Source organism: Aureimonas sp. Leaf427, assembly GCF_001425485.1.
GTDB lineage: Bacteria > Pseudomonadota > Alphaproteobacteria > Rhizobiales > Rhizobiaceae > Plantimonas.
Genome location: NZ_LMQW01000048.1, coordinates 134,413 through 154,680 on the forward strand (window position 1 = coordinate 134,413; position 20,268 = coordinate 154,680).

The window sequence follows — 20,268 nt, forward strand, 5'->3', positions numbered from 1 at the left end:
GGCTCTTGGTCCGTCCTTGCAGAGGTCGAGCGTCAGGCCGCCATTTCGCTTGGCGGCAGGACGCTGTCGACCGCGATCATCGAGATCATGCGGCCCTCGAAGGCCATCACGCCGCGCACGAAGGTGCGGGCGAGTTCCGAGGCGATGTCGGGCGTCGCCTGGAGAAGATCGTCGCTGACCGTGAGGATGTCGGACACCGCATCGACGAGCAGGCCGACCATCTGGCGGTCGACGCGCACGACGATGACGACCGAGCGAGCCGTCGGCTCGGTCGGGCGGAAGCCGAGGCGCGCCGCGAGGTCGACGATCGGAAGGACCGTGCCGCGCAGGTTGATGACGCCGACGACGAAGTTCGGGGCGTGGGGCAGGGGGGTCGCCGCCGCGAAGCCGCGGATTTCGCGGACCGAGATGATGTCGACGCAGAACTCCTGCTCGCCGATCCGGAAGGCGATCAGTTCGCGCAATCCGACCTTTTCGTTGTGATCGTAGTCTGCCATGGCCGTCACTCCGCTGCCTGTAGGCCGTTGCCGAAGAAATTCTGTTCAAATCGCGAGGTCGCAGCGACCGCGTCGACGTCGAGGATCAGTGCGACGCGACCGTCGCCCATGATGGTGGCGGCGGCGACGCCGGGAACGCGGCCGTAATTCGATTCGAGGCTCTTGATGACGACCTGGCGCTGGCCCTGGATGCCGTCGACGAGAAGCGCGGAGCGGCTGCCGTTCTCGGCCTCGACCAGGATCGCGACGCCCTGGATCGCGTCGGTCGGCTGGTGCCGGTAGCCGAGCTGCTGGGCGACGTCGATCAGCGGCAGGAAGGCGTCGCGCACCGCGATGAGGCGCTGGTCGGAGCCGAAGCCGCGCACCTCGGAAGGCTTGGGCTTCAGCGTCTCGATGATGGCGGTCAAAGGCACGACGAGCGTCTGGCTGCCCGCCGAGACGATCATGCCGTCGAGGACGGCGAGCGTCAGCGGCAGGCTCATGGTGAACATGGAACCTTCGCCGGGCTTGGAGGCGATCGACACGCGGCCGCCCAACGCCTGGATGGAGCGCTTCACGACGTCCATGCCGACGCCGCGGCCCGAAAGCTCGGAGACCTCCGTCTTGGTCGAGAAGCCCGGCAGGAAGATGAGGTTGTCCGTCTCCTCGTCGGTGAGGGCGGCATCGGGCGGGATCAGGCCCTTCTTGATGGCGATCTCGCGAACGACCGGGCGGTTGATGCCGGCGCCGTCGTCGGAGATCTCGATGACGATGCGGCCCGAGCGGTGCATGGCGGCGACGCGCACGGTGCCCTCTTCCGGCTTGCCGGCGGCCAGACGCTTCTCCGGCGATTCGACGCCATGGTCGATCGCGTTGCGGATCATGTGCGTCAGCGGATCGGACAGGCGCTCGATGACGGTCTTGTCGACCTCGGTGCCTTCGCCTTCCGTGACGAGCTTGACGCTCTTCTTCGTGGCGTCGGCGACCTCGCGGACGAGGCGCGGCAGGCGCTGGAAGACCGACTTCACCGGCTGGGCGCGGATCGCCATGACCGAGTCCTGGATCTCGCGCGTCAGCTGCTCCAGCTCGTCGAGGCCGACGGCGACGTCGGAGGCGTGCGCGAGGCCCGCCTGCGTCACGCGCTGGGACAGCATGACCTGATGGATGACGAGTTCGCCCACGAGATCGATCAGGCGGTCGACGCGTTCGAGATCGACGCGGATCGTGGCGCCGGCCTGCGTGGTGGCTTCGCCGTTGGCGGCGGCGGGCGCGGCGGCGGCGGGGGCCGGGGCGGCCTTGGCGGGTGCGGCCTTCGCCGGCGCGGGCTTCGGCTCGGCGGCGGCGACGGGAGCCGCGGCGGGAGCGGGGGCCGCCTTCGCCTTGGCCGCCGGCTTCTCCTCGACCTTGGCGGGCTCGGCGGCCGCGTCGTCGGCGGCCTGCATGCGGGCGAGGAGGGCGGCGATCTCGGGATCGATGCCGTCGTTCTCTTCGTCCGTCGCGAAGACGCGCTCGATGATGACCTCGGCCTCGTAGGAGGCGAACTCGAAGATCTCCTGGAGCTCGGCCTCGTCGCGGTCGGTCGTCAGGTCGATCGTCCAGGCGAGGAAGGCGCCCTCCGGGTCGCAGTCAGGCAGGAGAGGCGTGTCGCTCGTGTCGCAGGTGACGCGGCCGAAGCCGAGCGCCAGGACCTCGCGGATGAGCCGCGCGGTCTCGTTCGCCTTGGCGTACATTTCCGGGCGCGGCTTGAAGGTGATGCGGAACTTGGAGCTGGAATCGGCCAGAACGTCGTCGAACTCGACGGCGACCGGCACGAAGTCGAGCCCGTCCATGCCGTCGCCTTCCGACATCGGGAATAGCGGCTCGTCCTCGGCCTCTTCGGCCTCGGGCTCGGCTTCCGCCACGACCTCGACCGCCGAGAGCGGCTTGCCCTCGACGAGCTCCTTCAGTTCGCCGACGAGCGTGCGGGTGCGCACCGCATCGACCGAACCGCCGTCGCGGGCGACGGTGATGAGGTCCGCCAGAACGTCGGCGGCGCGCAGGAGCACCCGCAGAACCTCGGGCGTGGGCTCCATCCGGTCCGAGCGGACCTCGTCGAGCGTCGTCTCGAAGATGTGGGCGAAGTGGACGAGGTCGTTGAGGTTGAACGCGCCGGCGCCGCCCTTCACCGAGTGGACGGCGCGGAAGACGGCGTTCACCGTATCGGAGTCGGCGGCCCCGCTCTCCATGGCGAGAAGGCCGGATTCGAGCTCCGCAAGCTGCTCGACGCATTCCTCGAAGAATGTCGCCCGGATTTCCGCCATCGCGTCCATAGAAGTCTCCTCGGGTGCCCGGGCCGTGCCGGACTTTGCTCATCGGACCTGGTCCCAACTCGTCCTTCTGGACGATCAGGCAGGATCGAGGCTTGTCGCCTCGCAGGTCGCCGCACGCGTTCGCGCGGAGACCGAAGCTGCGTCCGCCCGCATGCCAGCGGGCGGGAAGGGGACGTCAGGCGGCGACGCGCTTGATGGCGTCGACGAGCTTGACCGGATCGAAGGGCTTCACGATCCAGCCGGTGGCGCCGGCGCGGCGTGCGCGGGCCTTCTTCTCCGCGTCGCTCTCGGTGGTGAGAACGAGGATCGGAATGGCGCGGAAGGACTGGTCCGAGCGGACTTCCTCGATGAACTGCAGGCCGTCCATGCGGGGCATGTTGACGTCGGTGATGATGACGTCGGGATAGTCCATGCCCTGAAGGACTTCGATCCCGTGGACGCCGTCCTCGGCCTGAACGACGTTGAAGCCCGAGGCCTCCAGCGCGCGGCGCAGCATTTCGCGCATGGTGCGGGAGTCGTCGACCGTGAGAATGGTCTTGCTCATCGAGTGATCTCCTTGTCGATCAGGCTGTCGACGGTCAGCCCGAGAAGCTGCAATCCGTCTTGGAACCCTTGGCTGGGCTTTGCGATTTCGAGCGCCGTCATGTCGCTCTTCCAGGTCACGACCGCGGACAGAAGGACCTGCAGGCACTGGCCGCCGATGCGCTCGACGCTGGAGGCGTCGAGTACGATCGGGGCGCCGCGGGCGGCCATCAGGCTCTCGTGGAGCGGGGCCGCTGCGGGGTAGTCGAGGTGGCGGGGGAGTTCGAGGGTCGCCCCGGCTATGGGGGCCGGCTTGGCGGCCGTCTTTGGCTTGCGCATTTAGAACTCTTCCCAATCATCGGCGTTGCTGGTGGGGGCGGGAGCGGCACCGCTGCGGCCGACCGCGCGCATCTGCGCCACGGGTTTGGACGGAGCGGGAGCGGGGCGGCGGATGGGCCGGACGGCGGCCGGGGCGGCCGCGCGGACGCGGAAGCCGTCGGTCAGCGCGGCAAGGGCTTCGGTCTCGCTGGCCAGATGCTGGGCCGCCGCGGTCGTTTCCTCGACCATCGCGGCGTTCTGCTGCGTGACCTTGTCCATGTTGTCGGCGGCGGCGGAGACTTCCTTGAGGCTCAGCGCCTGGGCTCTCGCGCTCTGGGCGATGTCGGAGACGACCTGGCTCATCTTGCCGACCTGCTCGACGATCTCGTCCAGCGAGTGGCCGGATGCGGTGACGAGTTCGACGCCGTCCGCGACCTGCGCCGTGGAGGCGGCGATCAGCGTCTTGATCTCCTTGGCGGCGTCGGCCGAGCGCTGGGCGAGGCCGCGCACTTCCTGGGCGACCACGGCGAAACCGCGTCCCGCCTCGCCGGCCCTGGCCGCCTCGACGCCGGCGTTGAGCGCGAGGAGGTTCGTCTGGAAGGCGATCTCGTCGATGACGCCGATGATCCGGCCGATCTTCTCGGACGATTCTTCGATGGCGCTCATCGCCGCGACGGCGCGGCCGACGATCTCGTTGCCCTTCAGCGCGTCGCTCTGCGCCTGGGCGGCGGCGGCCTGGGCGCGGTTCGCCCCGTCCGCGGTCTCGCCGATGCCGCGCGTCACGTCGGAAAGGGCCGCGACGGTCTCTTCCAGGCTCGCGGCCTGCTGCTCGGTGCGCTGCGACAGATCGTTCGAGGCGACGGTGATCTCGCCGAGGCCGGTGCGGATCGCGCCGACCGACTGCACGACGGCCCCGAACGCATCCTCGAGCTTGGCGACGCTCGTGTTGAAGAGCTCGCGCATCGCCTCGTAGTCGGAGGAGAAGGGCTTGTTCAGCCGCGCGCCGAGATCGCCGTCCGAGAGCTTGGCGAAACCTTCCCCGACCTCCTGCATGAAGAAGGCATGGGCGACCGCATAGCCCTCGCTCATGGCCGCGTCGCTTGCCTGGCGCTCCTTTTCGGCGCGGCCGGAGGCAAGCGCGTCCGCCTCGAGAACCTGATGCTCGCGCGACACCGCCTTCAGCCGGTCGAGCGCGGCGGCCATCTGGCCGATCTCGTCCTTGCGGCCGAGCCCGGCGACGGCGATCGACGCATCGCCTCGGGCGAGCTTCTCCATGCCGTCGCAGAGGCCGGAGATCGGCCGGGCGAGGGTGCGCGTCAGGAGGATGGCGAGCCCGATGGAAAGGAGAAGAAGCGCGACCGTTCCGCCGACGAAGGTCCAGCTGGCTTGCGAGAAGGCGGCGTCCTGGGCCGCGACGTTCTCGGCGATGGCCGTCGTCTCCGCGTCGCGCCAGCCGTCCAGCGTCTCCTCGATCGGATCGATCAGCGCGGAGGCGGCGTCCGAGGTGATGAGCGCGGACGCCTCGCCGAGCGTTTCCGGCGAGCGGGCGAGCATCATGGCCTTCGCCGCGATCTCGCTCTGCCAGGCCGCGCTGTTCTTCGTGATGAGATCCAGCTTGGCGCTGAGATCGCCCATGATGCTGCCGATCCCGCGGATCGTCTCGATCTGCTTGGCGAAGCTGTCGGCATGGCGCTTCACGCGGCCGGAATAGTAGTCGTCGCGGGTGATGAGGAAGCCGCGGAGCGAATTCTCCTGCCGCGACATCGCGGCGCGCGCCTCGATCGTCGCGGTGATGACCGCGTTGTGCAGCGCGGTTGCCTGCTGCGCCGTCTCGATACGGTCCATGTAACCGCGCACGACGAGGCCCATCATGGCTGCGCCGAGCACGATGGCGGCGAAGGCAAGAGCGATCTTCTGTCGGATGCGAAGGTCGGAGAAGCGCATGACGTTTCTTTGAGAAGAGGATGAGGCCCGTCTGCGTGCGCCGACATTCGGATGCCCGTCGGGGCAACGTTGTGGTGCGTCCGTTTCGTTGGGTCTGCGAGAACTCAACGTAGAGCCGAACTCCTAAACCTTGGTTACTCAAAGTCCCAAGATCGCCAAAGCATTGCAGGCCTGCCCCTTCGAGACGCCGCCGCAGTCTTGGTTCGGTCTTTCCCAAGAATTTATTGATGACTTGTTCATAAGGTGCGCGGCGCGAACGGAGACTGTTTTCCATGTCGATTTCCTCGTCCGGCCACCCGGCCTCCCGACGTCTGACCGGATGGGGACGGACCGCGCACGCGACGACGGCGGTCTTCGAGCCGCAAGGGGCCGAGGCCGTCGCGGCGCGCCTTGCGGCGGAGGCGGGCGCGCGCGGCCTCATCGCCTTCGGCGCGGGCCGCAGCTACGGCGACGTCGCGCTGAACGACGGCGGCGAAACGCTCCTTTCCGCCGGGCTCGACGCGATGGCGCCGCTCGGGTCCGACGGCCTTCTCGTCTGCGGTCCCGGCGTCACGTTTCGCCAGGTGATCGAAACCCATCTCGCCGACGGCTGGGCCATGCCGGTCTCGCCGGGCACCGCCTTCGCAACCGTCGCAGGCGCCATCGCCAACGACGTCCACGGCAAGAACCACGACCGGGCGGGAAGCTTCGGCGATCATGTCGAGTGGATGTCCCTCGCGCTGCCGGGCGGACGCATCGCCCGCATCTCGCCGAGCGAGGAGCCCGATCTCTTCCGCGCCACGATCGGCGGCCTCGGCCTGACCGGCATCATCGTGGAGGCCGCGATCCGGCTGAAGCGGGTGGCGTCGAGCGACGTCGTGATGCGCGAGGACAGGGCGGGCGACATCTCCGCTTTGATGGCGGGCCTCCGCGAAGGGCGCGAGCGCGCGACCTACACCGTCGCCTGGATCGACGCGGTCGCGCGGGGCCGGCATCTCGGGCGCGGCATTCTGCAGACGGCGGAGACCGCGCCGTCGGGCCTTCGCGCGCCGGCGACCTCGAAGGCGCGGCGGCTGCCGGTCGATCTGCCGGCCATCGCGCTCAATCACCTGAGCATCGGCCTCTTCAACGAACTCTACTATCGCCGCGTGCCATCGGCCGGGCGCGAGCGCCTGACGCCGCTGACGAGCTTTCTCTATCCGCTCGACGCGCTGCTCGACTGGAATCGGATGTACGGCCGGCGCGGCTTCTACCAGTTCCAGTGCGTCCTGCCGGAGGAGGCGTCGGACATCGGCATTCCGAAGCTCCTGGAGGCCATCGCGGCGGATGGGTCCGGCTCGTTCCTGGCGGTCCTGAAGACGCTCGGCGGAGAGGGGCGGGGGCTCCTCTCCTTCCCCTTGCGGGGCTTCACCCTCGCTCTCGACTTTCCCGCCCGGCGCGGCACGCCCGATCTCATGCGCCGGCTGGAGCGCCTGACGCTCGACCATGGCGGCCGCATCTATCTGGCCAAGGACGCCTGCCTCTCGCCGCAGGGTTTCCGCCGCATGTATCCCGGGCATCCGCGATTTCGCGAGATCGTCGAGGCGGTCGATCCGAAGGGCGTCTTCGCGTCCGACCTCTCGCGGCGCCTGCGCCTGCGCGAGGCCTGACGCCGCAAGGATCGTCTCGCGTCAGCCCTTGGACTTGCCCTTGCGGGCCGGCTTCTTCTTGTCCACCGCCAGCGGCAGCTGGTCGGCGACGCTCTTCTCGCGGTCGCGGCTGGGTCCGCCGGAATCCTCGCCGACATCGGTGAGGCCGGGCACGTCGCCTTGGTTCTCCGCCATGAATTCGGGCTCGGCCACCTCTTCGAGGGTCTCCTCCACCGGTTTCAGCGTGGAGCCGAAACTGTCCTCCAGCGCCACGATCTCGCGCGCGGAGGCCCAGTGAGTGGCCGAACGCCCCTCCGGCCGGCCCTCGTGCTCCCAGAGTTCGTGGGCCTTGCGGCGGATTCTCTCGTCGTCGTCCATGGTCGTCTCCCTTCGCCTTCACAATGGCCGGCTTCGCCGCAGGGTTCCAGACGCCGCCCATCCCGACCGAAGAGGGCGCCGCCGCCGAGCGGGCGCTCGGGGGAGTATTCAATGAACGTTAAGGCCTGCCGGGTAGATATCGCCCGTCTCGCTTACGTCCTGGAGCCTGTCATGATCCCTACGCTCCATCGGCGTGCGCTGCTGCAGGGCGCGGTCGCCTTCGCGGCCCTCGCCGCCCGCCCCGCCTTCGCCGAAGCGCCGATCCTCACCGTCAGCGGCGCCGTCGCCGACGGCGCGAGCCGCAGCTTCACTCTGGCCGATCTCGAAGCCCAGCCGCGCATCGCCTTCACGACGAAGACGCCCTGGCATGCCGGCCCGACCGCGTTCGAGGGGATCGGCATCGATCGGTTCCTCGATCTCGTCGGGGCGAAGGGCACGAAACTGCGCCTCATTGCTCTCAACGACTACATGGCCGAGATCGAGATCGCGGACATCAAGGGCCTCGGTGGCATCCTGGCTTACCGCGAGGACGGCAACGTCATGCCCATCAGCGACAAGGGCCCGCTCTTCGTGGTCTTCCCCTTCGACAGCGACGAGCGCCTGCAGCAGCAGTCGGTCTATGCCCGCTGCGTCTGGCAGCTGACCACCATCGAGATCTTCTGATCCGATGGCGAGGATGACCCGATGACCCGTCGAGCCCGCTATCTCCGGCTCTTTCTGGCGCTGACCACCAGCGTCCTCGCCATTCTGGCCGTCGTCGCCTCGATCCTCGCCGTGCGCTATCAGGACGAGATCGCGGACGCGTCCCGCTACAACAAGACCTTCGATCTGGCACAGGCGGGCGCCGAGCTCCTGCGCCTGGAAGTCGCGATCGCCGGCGCCGTCATACCCGGCTCCGGCCTCGACCTTTCGGAGGTGAAGCTGCGCCACCAGATCGTGCTGGGCCGCATCAAGGCCTCGCTGGAAGGCGAGTTCTCGACCTACCGGTCCGACGAGCCCGATACGCTCGCGCCCTTGCGCGAACTGAAGACCATCATCGACGAGATCGGCCCGCTGATCGACAGGGTCGCCGAGCCGGAGGTCGCGGCCAGGGCCATCACGCTGATCCATCCCATGAACACCCGCCTCGCGCGGTTGTCCTCCATGTCCCATGCGGTCGCGGGCGACGTCGTCGCGGCCAAGCAGACCAAGCTCCTCGGCGTCTTCGCCTATCTGTGCACGGTCATCCTGGCGCTGATCGGCTTCGGCGTCGCCCTCGTCGTCTTCGTCTACCGGCAGAACGCCAAGGCCAACCACATGGCCCATCACGACGCGCTGACCGGGATCGCCAATCGCTTCACGCTGAACGAGAAGCTGCGGTCGCTGAAATCCACCAAGGCGCAGGCGATCATTCTTCTCGACGTCGACAACTTCAAGGACATTAACGACACGCTCGGGCACATCGAGGGGGACCGCTTCCTGGTGGCCCTGTCGCGGCGTCTGGCGGGCGTCCTCGGAGATGCCGACCTCTTCGCGAGACTGGGAGGCGACGAGTTCGCCATTCTCTTCGAGGGAGCGCTGGCGGGCGACCGGGCGCGCGTCTGCGCCGACGCCATCCTCCTCGCCTTCCGCGATCCCCTGCAGATGCCGGGACAGTCGGTGCGCGCGAGCGTGTCGATGGGCCTTGCCACGCATCAGCCCGACACGGCGCTGGACCCCGGCGTCCTTCTGAAGAACGCCGACCTCGCGCTCTACGCCGCCAAGGCCGGCGGGCGGGGGAGGACCTGCGTCTACGAACACGAGATGCACCGCACCGCCCTGCGCCGCCAGCGGCTCGTCCAGCGCCTCGCGGGGGCGGTGGCGGCCGACGACCTCTTTCTCGTCTTCCAGCCGATCGTCGATCTGTCGGATCAGCGGATCGACGGGTTCGAGGCGCTCCTGCGCTGGCGCCATCCCGAGCTCGGCCTGATCTCGCCCGCCGAATTCATCCCCATCGCCGAGGAGAGCGGCCTCATCGTCGAGATCGGGCGCTGGGTGGTCGACGAGGCCTGTAAGGCCGCCGCCGGCTGGCCGGAGGCCATCACCATCTCGATCAACGTTTCGGCGCGGCAGTTCGCCGATCCCTCGCTCTCGCGCTGCATCGAGGAGGCCCTCGCGCGGCACGGCATCGCCCCGGCGCGCCTGACGATCGAGATCACCGAAAGCGTCCTCATCGAGAACGACGAGGCGGTTCTGGGCGTGCTCGCGCGTCTTCGCGCCCTCGGCGTCGCCATCTCCCTCGACGATTTCGGCACGGGATACGCCTCGCTCGGCTATCTCCGCCGCTTCTCCTTCGACAAGCTGAAGATCGACCAGAGCTTCGTGCGCTCCAGCGAGACCGATTCCTCCAGCCTCGCCATCGTCAGCGCGATCTGCGGCCTCGCCCGGACGCTCGGCCTCCAGATCGTGGCGGAGGGCATCGAGACCGTGGAGCACCGCGACCTCGTCGGCGCGGCCGGTTGCCATCACGGCCAGGGCTATCTCTTCGACCGCCCGCTGTCGCGCGACGTCGCGACCAGCCGCGTGCGCCTCGGCGGAACGCCGCGCGACCCGTCCCGAAAGATCGAGCGGCACGCCGGCGCTTCGCCGATCGCCCGTCAGGTTGCCTGAAGCGGCCACCGCCGCGCCAATGACGACATTCCGTTGCGCGCTGAGACGCGCATGGTGGCGGCCCAGTTTCTAGCGTCCGTGCCGACGACAACAGACCGGAAGCCCGCCGCCGTGACACAGCGCCCGAACGTCCTGATCTTCATGGTGGACCAGCTGAACGGGACGTTCTTTCCCGATGGGCCCGCCCCGTTCCTGAAGGCGCCGCATCTCAAGGCGCTTGCCGGGCGCTCGCTGCGCTTCGCCAACGCCTATACGGCGAGCCCCCTCTGCGCCCCGGCGCGGGCCTCCTTCATGGCGGGCCAGCTTCCCTCGCGCACCGGCGTCTACGACAACGCCGCCGAGTTCGCCTCCTCGATCCCGACCTATGCCCATCATCTGCGCCGCGCCGGCTATCACACCGCGCTGTCCGGCAAGATGCACTTCGTCGGCCCCGACCAGCTCCACGGTTTCGAGGAGCGCCTGACGACGGACGTCTATCCCGCCGATTTCGGCTGGACGCCGGACTACCGCAAGCCCGGCGAGCGGATCGACTGGTGGTATCACAATCTCGGCTCGGTCAGCGGCGCCGGGGTCGCGGAGATCACCAACCAGTACGAGTACGACGACGAGGTCGCCCATTTCGCGGGGCAGAAGCTCTACGACCTTTCGCGCGGGCGGGACGGGCGGCCCTTCTGCCTCACCGTTTCCTTCACCCATCCGCACGACCCCTATGTCGCGCGCCGGAAGTACTGGGATCTCTACGAGGACTGCGCCGAGCTTCGGCCGGAGGTGGAGCGCATCCCCTACGAGCAGCAGGACGCCCATTCGCAGCGCCTGATGCGGGCCTGCGAGGACGAGAAGTACGAGATCACGCCGGCCGAGATCGCCCGCGCCCGGCGCGGCTATTTCGCCAACATCTCCTATGTCGACGAAAAGATCGGCGAGATCCTCGACATCCTCCGGCGCTGCCGGCTGGAGGAGAACACCGCCATCCTCTTCCTCTCCGACCACGGCGACATGCTGGGCGAGCGCGGCCTCTGGTTCAAGATGAACTTCTTCGAGGGCTCCTCGCGCGTGCCCCTGATGGTCGCCGCGCCCGGCCTTGCGCCCGGCCTCGTCGAGGCGCCCGTCTCCACGCTCGATCTCGTGCCGACGCTGGCCGAGCTGGCCGGCATCGATCTCTCCGAGGTCGAGCCCTGGACGGACGGGCTCTCCCTCCTCGGAACCGCCGCCTCCGGCCGGCGCGCCGAGCCCGTGCCGATGGAATATGCCGCCGAAGGCTCCATCGCCCCGATGGTGGCGCTGCGCGACGGGCCGTTCAAGCTCTCCCGCTGCGCGGCCGATCCCGATCTCCTCTTCGATCTCGCCGCCGACCCGAAGGAACTCCACGATCTCGCGGGCGATCCCGCCCATGCCGAAACGCGGGCGCGGCTCGGGGCCGCGATCGAGGCGCGCTGGGACCTCGCCGCCTTCGACCGGGCCGTGCGCGAGAGCCAGGCCCGGCGCCACGTCACCTACGAGGCGCTGCGCAACGGCGCCTACTACCCTTGGGACCACCAGCCGCTCCGCCAGGCCTCCGAGCGCTACATGCGCAACCACATGGACCTGAACGTCCTGGAGGAGCAGCAGCGCTTCCCGCGCGGGGAGTAGCGGCGGCCCGTCGCCGGGATCGTGCCGGAGCGAGATTACGCCGGAACGAGATCACGCAAGAACACGGGGCATGAGAGATTGTGCGATGCGCAGGGCGGCATCGCGCGCTAAGGGAGGGCCCGCTCCCCTCCCTCCTGCACGGCGACATTCGTGAACGGCAACAGACTTCTCGTCGGGATTCTCCTCACCGTCTTCGCCGGCATGGTCTTCTCGGTGATGGATGCGGGCGGCAAGTATCTGACCGGCCACCTTCCGGTCCTGCAGGTCGTCTGGGGGCGCTACGTCTTCCAGACCGTGATCATGACCGGCTATCTCTCGGCGACGACGGGAACGCGCTTTCTGAAGACCAAGCGCCCGGTCATCCATATCCTGCGCGGGCTGGCGCTCCTCGGCGCTTCCGTCCTCATGTATGTCGGCCTTGCGCGGGTGCCGCTGGCGGATGCGACCTCCGTCATGTTCTGCTCGCCGATCGTCATCACCATCCTGTCGGTCATCTTCCTGAAGGAGCGGATCGGCATCCACCGCATCCTCGCCGTCGTCGCGGGGTTTCTCGGCGTCCTGATGATCGTGCGGCCGGGCGTCGCCGGCACCGATCCCTACCTCCTCTTCCCGCTTCTCGCGGCCGGCGCGAACTCGGTCTACATGCTCCTGACGCGGCAGCTGGCCGGCAGCGACGAGGCGCCCGCCACGCAGTTTAACACGACGGCGGTCGGCGCCGTCATCCTGACGATCCTCGTCGTGCCGCAATGGCAGACGCCCACCTCCGAGCAGATGGCGCTGCTCGTTCTCGTCGGCTGCGTCGGGGCCGTCGGGCATTTCTGCCTCGTCGTCGGCTTCCGCTCGGCCTCGGCCTCGCTCCTGTCGCCCTTTCTCTACAGCCAAGTCCTCTTCTCCACGATCCTCAGCCTTCTCCTCTTCGGCGATCACCTGCGCTGGACGACGCTTCTGGGCACCGCCATCCTCATTTCCAGCGGGCTCTACATCTGGTGGCGCGAGAACCGCCGGGTCCTGCCCGCCGTCCTCGACGCCTGACGACCGGTCCCGTTTCCATCTCGCGGCGGGCGCCGGGCGGGTGTGTAGGAGCCTGTCCAAATCTCGATCGACGATCGAGGAACCGGTAGGCGCCGCAATGGCTTGATCGTTCAAACGCCGAGGAGCCGACCTTGCTGATCTTCGAGCCGATGCTGATTGCGACGGACAGCGAGGACGAGGAGGGCCATCTGGCGCTCTACAACGGCAAGCTCGTCGGCGTCTTCGTGCGCCTTGCCGGCGCCGAGCATCTGGAGGAGCGCGGCCGGCTCTATCTCGAAGCCGCCTTCGGCCAGCTCGAGGGCCTGCCGACGACCACCTTCGCCGACCTCGATGAGGCCGCCCGCTGGGTCGAGACCGAACTCGAGCACCCCTGCGGCGAGGACCCGGTGCGGTCGTCCTTCGGCAAGGCGCGGCCGACGCGCGCCTGACCCCGGGACGAGGCCCCGCGATCGGCCCTCGCGCGACCATGCTCCGTCACCGGCCTTATTGAAGCTGATTTGCGCCAGCGCCATCTGAGGCGCGTGCTTCTCGCTCCAAGGCTTGCCACATGCGCCGCTCCCTTCTCGCCCTCGTCGCCGCGCTTCTTTCGGCGGCCCCCGTCCTCGCGCAGGAGGTCGGCGAGATCGGCACGGACTGGCTCGGCAACGAGATCAAGATCGAGGCCGTGGCCGACCCGAAGATCCAGGGCATCACCTGCCATGTCAGCTACTTCGATCGCGGCGTGGTCGACCGCCTGCGCCAGGGAAACTGGTTCGAGGACCCGTCCAACTCCTCGATCGCCTGCCGCCAGACCGGCCCGATCACCGTCGGCGACATCGATCTCGGAAAAGACGGCGAGGAGATCTTCTCGGCCCGCCGCTCGCTGGTCTTCAAGTCGCTGAAGGTCAACCGCGTCTACGACAAGGCCAACGACACGCTGATCTATCTGACCTTCGCCCGCGAGATTTCCGAAGGCAGCGCCAAGATGGCGATCTCGACCGTGCCGCTCTTCTCGGCCAACGCGACCTGGGAGAAGGGCAGGCCGCAGTGAGGCGCTAAGCCGGGGACAGCGCCTTTTCCGTGAGCGCCACCCAATAGGCGATGCCGTAGGGGATGGCCCGGTCGTCGAAATCGTAGAGCGCGTGGTGCAGATTGGCGGAGGGGCCGTTGCCGATGAAGGCGAAGGCGCCCGGCCGCTGCTCCAGCATGTAGGAGAAGTCCTCGCCGCCCATCAAAGGGTCCACGGCGCGGTCGATCGCTTCCTCGCCGACCAGCCCGGCGGCAATGTCGCCGCAGAAGGTGGCGGCCGTCGGGTCGTTGACGGTGACGGGATAGTTGCGCTGGTACTCGACCTCCAGCGCGCAGTCGTGCGCCAGAGCGATGCCGGCCGCGATGGCCCTGATGCGGGCTTCCGCCGCCGTCCGCGTCTCGTCGGAGAGCGAGCGCACGGTGCCGGAGACGATGGCATCGTCGGGAATGACGTTGTGCGCGAATCCGGCATGGAACTGCGTGACGGAGACGACGAGCGAGGCCAGCGGATCGGTGTTGCGCGAGACGATCTGCTGCAGCCCCTGGACGAGCGCCGCGCCCGCCAGGATCGGGTCCGCCGTGCGGTGCGGGATCGCGGCATGACCGCCGCGCCCGGTGATGGCGACGCGGAACTCGTCGGTCGCGGCCATGATCGGGCCCGGCCGCACCGCGAAGGTGCCGAGCGCGATGCCGGGAATGTTGTGGAGCCCGTAGAAGGCGTCGGGGCGGAACCGCGTGACGAGCCCGTCCTCGATCATCGCCCGCGCCCCGGCGCCGCCCTCTTCGGCGGGCTGGAAGACGAGGATGACGGTGCCGTCGAAATCGCGCGTCTCGGCAAGCGTCCGGGCGGCGCCGAGAAGCATGGCGGTGTGCCCGTCATGGCCGCAGGCATGCATCGCGCCGGGCCGCTGCGAGGCATAGGGCAGGCCGGTCTCCTCCTTGATCGGCAGCGCGTCCATGTCGGCGCGCAGCGCGATGCGGCGCTCGCTCGTGCCGCGCCGGCCCCGGATCGTCGCGACGACGCCGGTCCGGCCGATCTCCGTCTCCACCGTGTCGCAGCCGAAGGATCGCAGCCGCTCGGCGACGAAGGCGGCGGTCTCCTCGACCTCGTAAAGCAGCTCCGGGCGCTCGTGGAGGTGGTGACGCCAGAGCACGGCGTCGTCGATGGCCGCCGCGATGCGGCTTTCGTTCAGCATAGTATCCATTTCCGTCCCCGGCGTTGCCCGAAGGCACCGCCCGTCATATCGCGCTCCATCTTGCCATGACATGGTCACACAGGCGAGATAGCGCGCAATCGAAGCCCCAACTCGTTCGAGCGATCCGCGCAGAGGGGCGAAACCTGAAGGATGTCAGCTTGAAGGCCATTCGGCTTGCCAGGCGCTGCACCGCGGTCCTCTTCGCCGCCGGCCTTGCCGCGTCAGCCCTCTCCGCCGCCCGCGCCGAGACCTCGATCGTGGTCGACGTCGCGACCGGCGCCGTCCTCTCCCAGAAGGATGCGACGAAGCGCTGGTATCCGGCCTCGACGACGAAGCTGATGACGACCTACGTCGCGCTGAAGGCCGTCAGCGAGGGCCGGGCCGGGCTCGACACGCCGGTCGTCATGACGCGCTATGCCGCGACGCAGGCCCCCTCCAAGATGGGCTTCGAGCCGGGCTCGGTCATGCGCCTCGACAATGCTCTGCGCATGCTGATGGTCAAGTCGGCCAACGACGTCGCCGTCGCCATCGGCACGGCGCTGGGCGACGGCTCGGTCGAGACCTTCGTCGAGAAGATGAACGCCGAGGCCGCGGCGCTCGGCATGAAGGATTCGCACTTCGTCAATCCGCACGGGCTTCCCGGCGCCGGACAGTATTCGAGCGCCCACGATCTCGCCCTCGTCGCCGCCGCCCTGCGCCGCGACTTTCCCGCCTTCTCCGACTATTTCTCGACCGAGGCGATCAAGGTCGGCGACGCCGTCATCAACAATCACAACGGTCTTCTCGGCAGGTTCGAGGGCGCCGACGGCATGAAGACCGGCTATATCTGCGCCTCCGGCTTCAACCTCGTCGGCTCCGCGACGCGGGACGGGCGCACGCTCGTCGCCGTCGTGCTCGGCGCGGACGGGACGGCCGTGCGCGACCGTCACGCCGCCGAACTCCTGGAGGAGGGCTTCAAGGCGACGCCCGGCTCCGGCTCGATGAAGCTGTCCGACATGCCCGTCGGCGGCGGCGAGGTCGCCGACATTTCCGAGCGCATGTGCTCGCCCGCCGGCCGCACGGCCCGCGCCAAGGAGGCGAAGGCCGAGGAGGAAGCCGAGGCCGCGGCGGCCGCCAAGGGGCCGGCGGCGGTGGAGAAGCGCAGCCAGCTCGCGCAGCTGCAGCGCCCGCGCTCCGTCGTCCAGGTCGGGCTCGGCGGTGCCGCCGGCACGTCCAAGGTCGCGCCCGGCATCTCGCTGATCGCGGCCTACGGCCTGCCCATCCCGACCTTCCGCCCGCCGCAGCCGGACGATGCCGCCCATGCCGCGGCCGCCGAGCTTCGCGCCGCGGCCGAGCCGCAGACGATCGCCTCCTCCGCGCCGCCCGTCGATCTCGGCGTCACGCGCCGCGGCATTCCCGTGCCGACGCCCCGGGTGGCGAACTGAGCGCCCCCGGCCGGCCCGGCGCGCTGCCGGCTCCGGTTCGCGTCACCGTCCTCACCGGCTTTCTCGGCGCGGGCAAGACGACGCTCCTGAACCGTCTTCTCGTCGATCCCGGCGTCACCGAGACCGGCGTCATCGTCAACGAGTTCGGCGAGGCGGGCATCGACCATCTCCTGGTCGAGACCGCCCGCGACGGGCTGATCGAGCTTTCCGACGGCTGCCTCTGCTGCACCGTGCGCGGCGACCTCGTGGACACGCTGGCCGATCTCGCCGACCGCATGCAGACCGGCCGCGCGCCGGTGCTGAAGCGCGTCGTCATCGAGACGACCGGCCTTGCCGACCCGACGCCGGTCCTCGCCGCGCTCATGGGCCATCCCGCCCTCGTCCAGGCCTATGCGCTGGACGGCGTCGTCACCGTCGTCGACGCGCTCTCAGGCGAGGCGACCCTGGCCGCGCATGAGGAGGCACGCCGACAGGCGGCCGTCGCCGACCGCCTCGTCGTCACCAAGACCGATCTTGCGCCGGCCGGCGCCAAAGCCGCGCTCGTCGCCCATCTCGCCGCGCTCAACCCGCGCGCGCCGATCCTCGACGCCGCGCTCGGCGAGGCCGGCCCATCGGCTCTCTTCAACTGCGGCCTCTACGATCCCGAGACCAAGATCGCCGACGTCGCCCGCTGGCTGGGCGAGGGCGCGCCCTCCGGCGACGCCCACGACGACCACGCCCACGATCATGCGCACGGCCATGATCATGACCACGATCACGGCGCGCACGGTCATCATCATCACGGCACCACGGCCTCTCGCCATGGCGGCATCAACTCCTTCTCGATCCTGCACGAGACGCCGATCCCGGTCGCCGTCATCCACGAGTTCCTCGACCTTCTGGCGGGCACGCAGGGGCCGCGGCTCCTGCGCATGAAGGCCGTTGTGGCGACGGTGGAACAGCCCGGCCGCCCGCTCGTGCTGCACGGCGTTCGCACCTATCTCCATCCGCCCGTGCGCCTGCCCGCCTGGCCGGGCGACATGAAGCCCGCCTCGCGGCTCGTGCTGATCGGCGACGGTCTCGACGAGCGCCACATCCGCGACCTCTTCGCCGCCTTCACCGGCGTGCCGAGGCTGGATTCGCCCGACCGCAAGGCGCTGACGGACAATCCGCTCGCCATTCCCGGCATGAGCTTCTGAGGGGCCGGACGCTTCAGTCCACCCCGCAGCGCTCGATCACGAACCGCCGGAACCCGTCCTGCGCGCCCGTCTCCACGAGCCGGTGTCCTTCCGTCCGGCAGAGATGGGGAATGTCGATGCCCGCCAGGGGATCGTCGGCGAGCACGACCAGCCTCTCGCCGGGGGCCGCGTGCCGCAGGGCCTTCTCGGTGCGCAGCGCGGGGAGGGGGCAGCGCAGGCCGCGAAGGTCGAGTTCACGCGCGTCTTTCTGCATGGCCGTCTCGTTCCTAGAGGCTGTTATGAACCTTGGACAGGTGTTGTGTCGTGTCAGCGACGTTCAGGCCGGTAGGAGGGTGGAACAGGCAAGACTATCTGTCTTGTCTGTTCTACCCGACACCCCGGATGGCGTCGCTCACACGACCCGAAGGGCCGCTTGTGTTGGGCCGCGGATGTGCGTCGCCCTCTTTGCCGGTAGCCCCGCTACCGGCGGCATCGGGCTCCTACCCCGCGACCCAACACAAGCGGCACAACACCTGTCCAAGGTTCATAACAGCCTCTAAATAGGCGTCGAAGCACTGTTCGTCCCGACGGAACCCCGACATGAGCGATTACACCATCGACCCGCAACGGATCGTCGATTTCTGGCGCGAGGTCCCCGACAAGTGGTTCGAGAAGGACGAGGCCTTCGACGAGACTATCCGCCAGCGCTTCGAGGATATCTACGAGCGCGCCGCGCAGGGCGATCTCGACGCCTGGGCAGAGGATGCGACGGGCGCGCTCGCGCTGGTCCTCCTGCTCGATCAGTTCCCGCGCAACATGTATCGCGGCAGCCCCCGCATGTTCGCCACCGACGAGAAGGCGCTGGCCATCGCCAAGGCGGCGCTGGCGCGCGGCGACGCGGTGACGCTCGGCGAGGACGTGAACCAGTTCCTCGCCATGCCGCTGATGCATTCGGAGGATCTCGGCGATCAGGAGGCCTGCGTCGAGTGGATGCGCGAGATCGGCCCCGAGAACCTCCCCTTCGCCGAGGAGCATCGCGACATCATCGCCCGCCACGGCCGCTTCCCCCATCGCAACGCCGTCCTCGGCCGCGACAGCCGGGACGAGGAGCACGCTTTCCTGAAGGCGGGCGGCTTCGCCGGCTGATCGGCTCGCGCCGTCATGTGGCGCGTGAGCGTTTGATCATCCTTGCGAACGGAGCCTTAAACTCCCGCTGTTAGCATCGTTCCCAAGACGAACGGCGTTCGAGCGCTTCGTCCGGTTCCTGTCGGGGCCGGCGCATCTCTCCCCGGAGTCGAGACCTTCCGCGGAGCGACCGATGAGCGCCAAGCCTCTCGCCGACGAACTGATGGCCTCGCCGAGCGCGGCCCCGGCCATGGCGCTCGTCGATGCCGACGATCCGCGGGGCCTGCCCGATGCCAGCGTGTCCTTCCTGCGCGAAGATGGCGTGCGCCGCGTCTCGATCTATCGCCCGCGCGCCGCCTTCGGCCTGATCGACGAGCTGGATTTCCTCACCCGCCGCTCGATCGACCAGAACGTCTTCTTCTCCCCGCAATTCCTGATCCCGGCCATGCCCCGGCTGGACGATCGCAGCGTGCGCCTTCTCGTGATGCGCGACGAGGGCGCCCGGCGCAGCCGCGTGCGCCTGCTCATGCCCTTCTCGGTGGAGCGCGCCGGCCTCTTCGGCGGCCCCGCGATCATGCGCGCCTGGACCCATCCCTTCGGCCCGCTCGGCACGCCCCTCGTGGACAGCGACGATCCGCTCCAGACCCTGGTGAGCTTCCTGGAGGTGCTGAAGGAGGACGGCTTGCGTCTTCCCGGCCTCCTCGTCCTGCCCGATCTTCGCCTCGACGGCCCCTTCGCCCGCACGCTGATGAGCGCCGCCGAAAAGCTCGGCCTTCCCATGGCGAGCGCCAACGCCTTCGAGCGCGCCTCGCTCGACGCCGGCGCCAAGACGGGCGTCGAGGCCGCGCTCTCCTCGCGCCGCCGGCGGGAGGTCGCGCGCCAGCGTCGCCTTCTGGAGGCCAAGGGCACGCTCGATTTCCAGGTGGCGCGCGAGCCGACCGACGTTCGCCATGCGCTGGAGGCCTTCCTCCATCTGGAGGCCAGCGGCTGGAAGGGCCGCTCGCGCAGCGCGCTCGTCATGGACCGCTACCGCGCCGCCTTCGCCCGCGAGAGCGTCAACCGCCTTGCCGAGAAGGACCGCGCCCGCATCTTCACGCTGCGCCTCGACGGCGCGCCGATCGCCAGCCTCGTCGCCTTCGTCACGGGCGGGGAGGCCTTCGCCTGGAAGATGGCCTATGACGAGACCCATGCCGCCGCCTCGCCGGGCCTTCTCATGATGATCGAGGCGAGCGACGCACTGATCGCCGATCCCGCCGTGACGAGGGCCGATTCCTGCGCGGTGCCCGATCATTTCCTGATGAACCGGCTGTGGAAGACGCGCCTGCCGATCGGCAGTCTCGTCGTCGGACTGTCGGAGAACGCCGGAAAGCGCGTCGATCAGGCGGCCGAGGGGCTCGCCCGCGCGCGCAGCTCCCGCAACATGGTTCGCCTCATGCGCGAGCGCCTGAAGTCCATGCTTCCCTTGCATTGAAGGACGCGGCGGACGGCGGATTTGCGCGACCGCCCCCGTATCCG

General features: G+C 69.0%; 19 protein-coding genes. 11 read left to right on the top strand and 8 right to left on the bottom strand.

The window, feature by feature from the left end; all coding sequences use genetic code 11:
- Window positions 1–32 precede the first annotated feature (32 nt).
- From ASG62_RS20110 to ASG62_RS20130, 5 genes are all read right to left on the bottom strand, one after another.
- On the bottom strand, window positions 33–497 hold the full coding sequence (locus ASG62_RS20110) for a chemotaxis protein CheW (RefSeq protein WP_056508398.1): 465 nt from the start codon (window positions 495–497) through the stop codon (window positions 33–35).
- A 5-nt stretch (window positions 498–502) separates the two neighbouring features.
- Window positions 503–2,785, bottom strand: a complete 2,283-nt coding sequence (locus ASG62_RS20115; RefSeq protein WP_056696554.1) for a chemotaxis protein CheA — start codon at window positions 2,783–2,785, stop codon at window positions 503–505.
- A gap of 175 nt (window positions 2,786–2,960) precedes the next feature.
- The gene (locus tag ASG62_RS20120) at window positions 2,961–3,329 is read right to left on the bottom strand and encodes a response regulator (RefSeq protein ID WP_056696552.1); all 369 of its coding nucleotides are present in this window, start codon (window positions 3,327–3,329) and stop codon (window positions 2,961–2,963) included.
- Window positions 3,326–3,646: an STAS domain-containing protein gene (locus ASG62_RS20125; RefSeq protein ID WP_056696550.1), complete on the bottom strand. Its 321-nt coding sequence runs from the start codon at window positions 3,644–3,646 to the stop codon at window positions 3,326–3,328. The genes ASG62_RS20120 and ASG62_RS20125 overlap by 4 nt, the downstream gene beginning before the upstream one ends.
- A complete protein-coding gene (locus tag ASG62_RS20130; RefSeq protein WP_056696549.1) occupies window positions 3,647–5,569 on the bottom strand; it encodes a methyl-accepting chemotaxis protein in 1,923 nt (640 codons plus the stop codon).
- Window positions 5,570–5,841: 272 nt separating this feature from the next.
- On the opposite strand from ASG62_RS20130, the gene ASG62_RS20135 reads away from it, so the two are divergent.
- The gene (locus ASG62_RS20135; protein ID WP_056696547.1) at window positions 5,842–7,197 is read left to right on the top strand and encodes an FAD-binding oxidoreductase; all 1,356 of its coding nucleotides are present in this window, start codon (window positions 5,842–5,844) and stop codon (window positions 7,195–7,197) included.
- 21 nt (window positions 7,198–7,218) lie between these two features.
- Here ASG62_RS20135 and ASG62_RS27295 read toward each other — a convergent pair whose 3' ends face one another.
- Window positions 7,219–7,554 (bottom strand): DUF2934 domain-containing protein, encoded by a 336-nt coding sequence (locus ASG62_RS27295; RefSeq protein WP_056696545.1) that lies wholly within the window; start codon window positions 7,552–7,554, stop codon window positions 7,219–7,221.
- 171 nt (window positions 7,555–7,725) lie between these two features.
- Between ASG62_RS27295 and ASG62_RS20145 the strand changes: the two genes are divergently transcribed.
- The 6 genes from ASG62_RS20145 to ASG62_RS20170 all read left to right on the top strand — a co-directional run bounded on the left by ASG62_RS20145 (window position 7,726) and on the right by ASG62_RS20170 (window position 13,873).
- Complete coding sequence (locus tag ASG62_RS20145; protein WP_056696542.1) at window positions 7,726–8,217, top strand: hypothetical protein; 492 nt, start codon at window positions 7,726–7,728, stop codon at window positions 8,215–8,217.
- A gap of 21 nt (window positions 8,218–8,238) precedes the next feature.
- Complete coding sequence (locus ASG62_RS20150; protein ID WP_056696539.1) at window positions 8,239–10,182, top strand: putative bifunctional diguanylate cyclase/phosphodiesterase; 1,944 nt, start codon at window positions 8,239–8,241, stop codon at window positions 10,180–10,182.
- Between the two features lie 51 nt (window positions 10,183–10,233).
- Complete coding sequence (betC, locus tag ASG62_RS20155) at window positions 10,234–11,811, top strand: choline-sulfatase (protein ID WP_082537339.1); 1,578 nt, start codon at window positions 10,234–10,236, stop codon at window positions 11,809–11,811.
- 150 nt (window positions 11,812–11,961) lie between these two features.
- Complete coding sequence (locus ASG62_RS20160; RefSeq protein ID WP_244487623.1) at window positions 11,962–12,843, top strand: DMT family transporter; 882 nt, start codon at window positions 11,962–11,964, stop codon at window positions 12,841–12,843.
- Between the two features lie 131 nt (window positions 12,844–12,974).
- Window positions 12,975–13,271, top strand: coding sequence for a hypothetical protein (locus tag ASG62_RS20165; RefSeq protein WP_056696537.1), 297 nt, complete (start codon window positions 12,975–12,977; stop codon window positions 13,269–13,271).
- 119 nt (window positions 13,272–13,390) lie between these two features.
- Window positions 13,391–13,873 (top strand): CreA family protein, encoded by a 483-nt coding sequence (locus ASG62_RS20170; protein ID WP_056696535.1) that lies wholly within the window; start codon window positions 13,391–13,393, stop codon window positions 13,871–13,873.
- A 4-nt stretch (window positions 13,874–13,877) separates the two neighbouring features.
- On the opposite strand, the gene ASG62_RS20175 is transcribed toward ASG62_RS20170, so the two are convergent.
- On the bottom strand, window positions 13,878–15,047 hold the full coding sequence (locus ASG62_RS20175; protein ID WP_056696533.1) for a M20 aminoacylase family protein: 1,170 nt from the start codon (window positions 15,045–15,047) through the stop codon (window positions 13,878–13,880).
- 158 nt (window positions 15,048–15,205) lie between these two features.
- Here ASG62_RS20175 and ASG62_RS20180 point away from each other — a divergent pair, with 158 nt between their 5' ends.
- Both ASG62_RS20180 and ASG62_RS20185 read left to right on the top strand, forming a co-directional pair.
- Complete coding sequence (locus ASG62_RS20180; protein WP_056696531.1) at window positions 15,206–16,471, top strand: D-alanyl-D-alanine carboxypeptidase family protein; 1,266 nt, start codon at window positions 15,206–15,208, stop codon at window positions 16,469–16,471.
- A 23-nt stretch (window positions 16,472–16,494) separates the two neighbouring features.
- Window positions 16,495–17,649: a CobW family GTP-binding protein gene (locus ASG62_RS20185; protein ID WP_056696800.1), complete on the top strand. Its 1,155-nt coding sequence runs from the start codon at window positions 16,495–16,497 to the stop codon at window positions 17,647–17,649.
- A 13-nt stretch (window positions 17,650–17,662) separates the two neighbouring features.
- Here the strand turns inward: ASG62_RS20185 and ASG62_RS20190 are convergent, their stop codons facing one another.
- Window positions 17,663–17,902 carry a sulfurtransferase TusA family protein gene (locus ASG62_RS20190; protein ID WP_056696529.1) on the bottom strand — a complete coding sequence of 80 codons (240 nt, stop codon included), beginning with the start codon at window positions 17,900–17,902 and terminating at the stop codon, window positions 17,663–17,665.
- A 326-nt stretch (window positions 17,903–18,228) separates the two neighbouring features.
- Between ASG62_RS20190 and ASG62_RS20195 the strand changes: the two genes are divergently transcribed.
- Both ASG62_RS20195 and ASG62_RS20200 read left to right on the top strand, forming a co-directional pair.
- On the top strand, window positions 18,229–18,774 hold the full coding sequence (locus ASG62_RS20195; RefSeq protein WP_056696526.1) for a DUF924 family protein: 546 nt from the start codon (window positions 18,229–18,231) through the stop codon (window positions 18,772–18,774).
- Between the two features lie 172 nt (window positions 18,775–18,946).
- Window positions 18,947–20,224, top strand: a complete 1,278-nt coding sequence (locus ASG62_RS20200; protein ID WP_056696524.1) for a GNAT family N-acetyltransferase — start codon at window positions 18,947–18,949, stop codon at window positions 20,222–20,224.
- Window positions 20,225–20,268 lie beyond the last annotated feature (44 nt).